Annotated in this window: 4 protein-coding genes; all 4 read left to right on the top strand. The window is 65.2% G+C overall.

Going from position 1 to position 4,575, the window contains the following annotated elements; genetic code table 11:
* A partial coding sequence (locus AC1DT2_RS16325) for an alanine dehydrogenase (RefSeq protein WP_477297467.1) occupies window positions 1–1,095 on the top strand: 1,095 nt, incomplete at its 5' end.
* A gap of 32 nt (window positions 1,096–1,127) precedes the next feature.
* Window positions 1,128–3,473 (top strand): DNA translocase FtsK, encoded by a 2,346-nt coding sequence (locus AC1DT2_RS16320; protein WP_477297466.1) that lies wholly within the window; start codon window positions 1,128–1,130, stop codon window positions 3,471–3,473.
* Between the two features lie 6 nt (window positions 3,474–3,479).
* Window positions 3,480–3,908 carry a hypothetical protein gene (locus AC1DT2_RS16315; RefSeq protein WP_477297465.1) on the top strand — a complete coding sequence of 143 codons (429 nt, stop codon included), beginning with the start codon at window positions 3,480–3,482 and terminating at the stop codon, window positions 3,906–3,908.
* 31 nt (window positions 3,909–3,939) lie between these two features.
* On the top strand, window positions 3,940–4,575 hold a 636-nt coding region (lolA, locus tag AC1DT2_RS16310), incomplete at its 3' end, for an outer membrane lipoprotein periplasmic chaperone LolA (protein ID WP_477297464.1).

Here is a 4,575-nt window from a genome sequence, read left to right as displayed (position 1 = left end):
GCTTTTATCTCATTCAGGATCCTCCATAAGATGCGCATTGGTATCCCCTCCGAAACCAAGACCCTCGAAGGCCGCGTGGCCCTCATCCCGGCCGCTGCCGCCGATCTGGTCCGCCGCGGCCATGAGGTTTTCATCCAGTCCGGCGCCGGCACCAAGAGCGGCTACTCGGACGCCGACTACTCCCTGCTGGGTGTGACCGTGGTGGCCGACGCCGCTGCTGTCTATGAGAAGGGCGAGCTGATCGTCAAGGTCAAGGAACCGATCGAGGGCGATCTCAAGCTGCTCAAGAAGCACCACCTGCTGTTCTGCTACCTGCACCTGGCCGCCGAGCCGGCGCTCACCAAGAGCCTGCTGGACATCGGCCTGACCGGTATCGCCTTCGAGTCCGTCGATGAGAACGGCGTGCTGCCGCTGCTGCTGCCGATGTCCGTCATTGCCGGCCGTATCGCCACCCAGATCGGCACGACCCTCCTGCACCAGCCCAACGGTGGCAAGGGCAAGCTGCTCGGCGGCATGGCCTCCACCCCGCGTGGCAAGGTCGTCGTCCTCGGCGCCGGCGCTGCCGGTGGTAACGCCGCCGCCCTGGCTGCCTCGGCCGGTGCCAACGTCGTCGTGTTCGACAAGCGTCAGGACCGCCTCGCCGAGATGATGGCGATGGGCCCGAACGTCACCGCGCTGTACGCGTATGAGTCGTCGGTCGCCGAAGAAGTCCGCAACGCCGACATCGTCGTCGGTGCCGTGCTGATCCCGTCCGCCAAGGCCCCGCGCGTCGTTACCGAAGCCATGGTCAAGACGATGGAGAAGGGCTCGGTGCTCGTCGATATCTCGATTGACCAGGGCGGCTGCTTCGARACCTCGCGTCCGACCACCTGGAAGGAACCGACCTACGACGTCCACGGCGTGACGCACTTCTGCGTGACCAACATGCCCGGCGCCGTCCCGCAGACCTCGTCCACCGCCATCTCGGCCGCCATCCTGCCGTACGTGCAGCGCCTGGCTGCCGGCAACGAGTGGCGCGACCACGCGGCACTGGCTGGCGGTATCAACATCGAGGCCGGCAAGGTCGTGCACCCGGCCCTTCAGGGCATGGCATGATGCCGAAAACCGGATCCGAGGTTCTCTGCTAAGTGGCGCGCAGCGCGAAAGTCGTAAAGAAACAGGCTAGAAGCCAGGTCAAGGCCCAGAGCGAGGGCTTGAGCGACGAGCTCAAGCGCCGCCTGCGTGAGGCCGGGGCGTTGCTGCTGTTGCCGCTCGCCCTGTACCTGCTCGTCTGCCTGCTCAGCTATAACGACCAGGACCCGAGCTGGGGTCACATGGGCATTGCCGAGCGGGCCACCAACTTCGGTGGCTCGATCGGGGCAAACATCGCCAACCTGCTCAGGTACATCTTCGGCCTGGTTTCTTACTGCTTTCCGCTGCTCCTGCTGGCTCTGGGCGTGCAGGTGCTCCGCGCGCGCGGCGAACGTCTCGTCGCGCCGTGGGAGCCTTCCCTGCGTCTGATCGGTTTCGTGTTCTTTTTCATCACCRGCCCCGCGCTGGTGTACCTGAACGTCGATTCGCCCGTGCTGCCGGAAGGCCCGGGTGGCATCGTCGGCAAGTGGGTAGGCCATGGCCTGCACAGCGCCCTTGGCGACAAGGGCGCACCGCTGCTTCTGCTCGCCGTGTTCCTCATCGCCGTCACCCTCGCCACCGGCCTGTCCTGGTTCAAGCTCATGGACCTGACGGGGCAGGGCGTCGTGCGTCTGGGCGGCTGGTTCGGCGGCAAGGTGCGTCGCGCACCGGAAGTCATGGCCGCGCGTAATGCCCGTGCCGAACGCGAAGTGGTCAAGAAGGCCGACGCGATCAAGCAGGCCAGGCGTGAGCCCGTGCGCATCGAGACCCCGGTCCCGATGGTGATCAAGAGCGACCGCGCCACTCGCGAAAACCAGATTCCCCTGTTCACCGGCGCATCGATGAACGGCGAAGTCCCGCCGCTGTCGCTGCTCGACGAAGCACCGCCGCAAGGTCCGGGCTACTCCGAGGAAACCCTCGAAGTGCTCTCGCGCCAGGTGGAGCTCAAGCTCAAGGATTTCCGCATCGAGGCCCGCGTCATGGGCGTCTATCCGGGTCCGGTCATTACCCGTTTCGAGCTGGAACCCGCCGCCGGTGTACGTGGCAGCCAGGTGTCCAGCCTCGACAAGGACATTGCGCGCGGCCTCTCCGTGGTCAGCGTGCGCGTGGTGGACGTGATTCCCGGCAAGAACGTCATCGGCCTGGAAATCCCCAACACCAAGAAGCAGATCGTCTATCTCTCCGAGATTCTGCGTTCGGAAAAGTACGATCAGATGAAGTCGCCGCTGGCGCTGGCGCTGGGCAAGGACATCGGCGGCAAGGCTGTCGTCACCGACCTCGCCAAGATGCCGCATCTGCTCGTCGCCGGTACCACCGGTTCGGGTAAGTCCGTGGCGGTGAACGCCATGGTGCTGAGCCTGCTGTACAAGGCCAGCCCGAAAGACGTGCGCATGATCATGATCGACCCGAAGATGCTGGAGCTCTCGGTTTACGAGGGCATTCCGCATCTGCTGGCGCCGGTCGTCACGGATATGAAAGAAGCCGCCAACGCCCTGCGCTGGTGCGTGGCCGAGATGGAACGCCGCTACAAGCTCATGGCCGCGGTGGGCGTGCGTAACCTCGGTGGCTTCAACAAGAAAGTGAAGGACGCCGAGAGCAACGGCCAGCCGCTGCTCGATCCGCTGTTCCGCGCCAACCCGGACATGCCGGGCATGGTCGCCGAGCCGCTCGAGCCGCTGCCGCACATCGTCATCATCATCGACGAATTCGCCGACATGATGATGATCGTCGGCAAGAAGGTCGAAGAACTCATCGCGCGTCTGGCGCAGAAGGCGCGCGCCGCGGGCGTGCATCTTATTCTCGCGACGCAGCGTCCGTCGGTGGATGTCATTACCGGCCTGATCAAGGCGAACATCCCCACGCGCATCGCGTTCCAGGTGTCGTCGAAGATCGACTCGCGCACCATTCTCGACCAGTCCGGCGCCGAAGCGCTGCTCGGTCACGGCGACATGCTTTACCTGCCGCCGGGTACGGCGACGCCCGAGCGCGTGCATGGCGCGTTCGTGGACGACCACGAGGTGCATAACGTCGTCGAGTGGCTGCGTGCGCAGGGTGCGCCCAACTACATCACCGGTGTGCTCGAGGAAATCCAGTCCACCTCCGACGGCAAGATCATCAACGATTCCGGCCTGCCGCAGGATGCCGAAGGCGACAGCGACAGCGACAACGCCCTCTACGACCGCGCCGTGCGCGTGGTCACCGAGACGCGTCGCGCGTCCATCTCCGGCGTGCAGCGCCACCTGCGCATCGGCTACAACCGCGCCGCCCGCCTCGTCGAACAGATGGAGCAGGACGGCATCGTCAGCGCGCCGCAACACAACGGCAACCGCGAAGTCCTCGCGCCGCCGCCTCCGAAGGACTGATCCGCCATGAACGACATGAAGCCGGGCGCGCTACGCCAGCGCCCCTGGGGCTTGCTCGTTACCGGTGATCTCGCGCCCACGTCCGAAGTACTGGACGAGGTCGAGAGCATTTTCGAGCTCAACCCATCGATTCCCGGCCTGGAGCTGCGCGCCGACGACGGCCGCGCCTGCTTCGTCACCCGCGACTACCCGGTTGGCCACACCGCCGGCGTGGACGACGCGCTGGAAGTGATCTTCGCCGAACAGGAAGAGATCGCCGAGATCGTGGTGCTGGGCCAGGAAGCCCGGCCGGTGCACCACGCCACCCGCGCGGCGCCGTTCTGGCATCGCGACGGCAAGGCCATTGCCGATATCAGCGAGAAGATGGAGGCAGGGGAGATCAGTCCCGGCGAAGCCATCGACATGCTTAAGTCGCTGTTCGAAACCGATCGCTGACAATCGCGCCGAACCCTACGGAAATCGACTGATGAAACGCTTCCTGCTTGCCGCGACCCTGTCCCTCCTCAGCCTGYCGGCCTTCGCCGCTGCCGGCCCCGCGCGTGAGCGTCTGGATGCGTTTTCCAAAGGCCTGCACTCGGTCACCGGGCGTTTCAGCCAGACCCTGATCAATGCAAACGGCGACCCGGGCAAGACCACCACGGGCACCATGGCGCTGGAAGCACCGCGCCAGTTCCGCTGGGAAACGCTCAGCCCGTACAAGCAGACCATCGTCGCCGACGGCAGCCGCGTCTGGCTGTATGACCCGGACCTCGAGCAGGTCACCGTGCGCAAGCAGAGCAGCGAGGAAGCCCAGAGCCCGCTCACCGTGCTGACCGACCTTTCGCAGATGGACAAGGACTTCAAGGTCACCGAGAAGGGCGAGCACGACGGCATGGTCTGGCTGCGCCTGCAGTCGACCAGCAAGGATCCGCAGTTCGACTTCGCCGACCTCGGGTTCGATGCAGGTGGGCTGGCGCGGATGGTGTTCAAGGATCAGCTCGGTAACACCACGCAGATTCAGTTCGCCGGTTGGGTGAAGAACGGACCGGTCGCTGCAGGTACGTTCGACTTCGTGCCGCCGCAGGGGACGGATGTGATCGGCGATGCGCCGGTGCTTCAGACG

Source organism: Luteibacter sp. P4_E6 (genome assembly GCF_056401535.1).
The sequence above is the reverse complement of the archived record's forward strand: the minus strand, read 5'-3'. Positions and strand labels throughout refer to the sequence as shown.

Excerpts from the sequence above, each read along its gene's own strand:
- AC1DT2_RS16315 (WP_477297465.1), top strand. The coding sequence starts at position 3,480 with ATGAACGACATGAAGCCGGGCGCGCTACGCCAGCGCCCCTGGGGCTTG.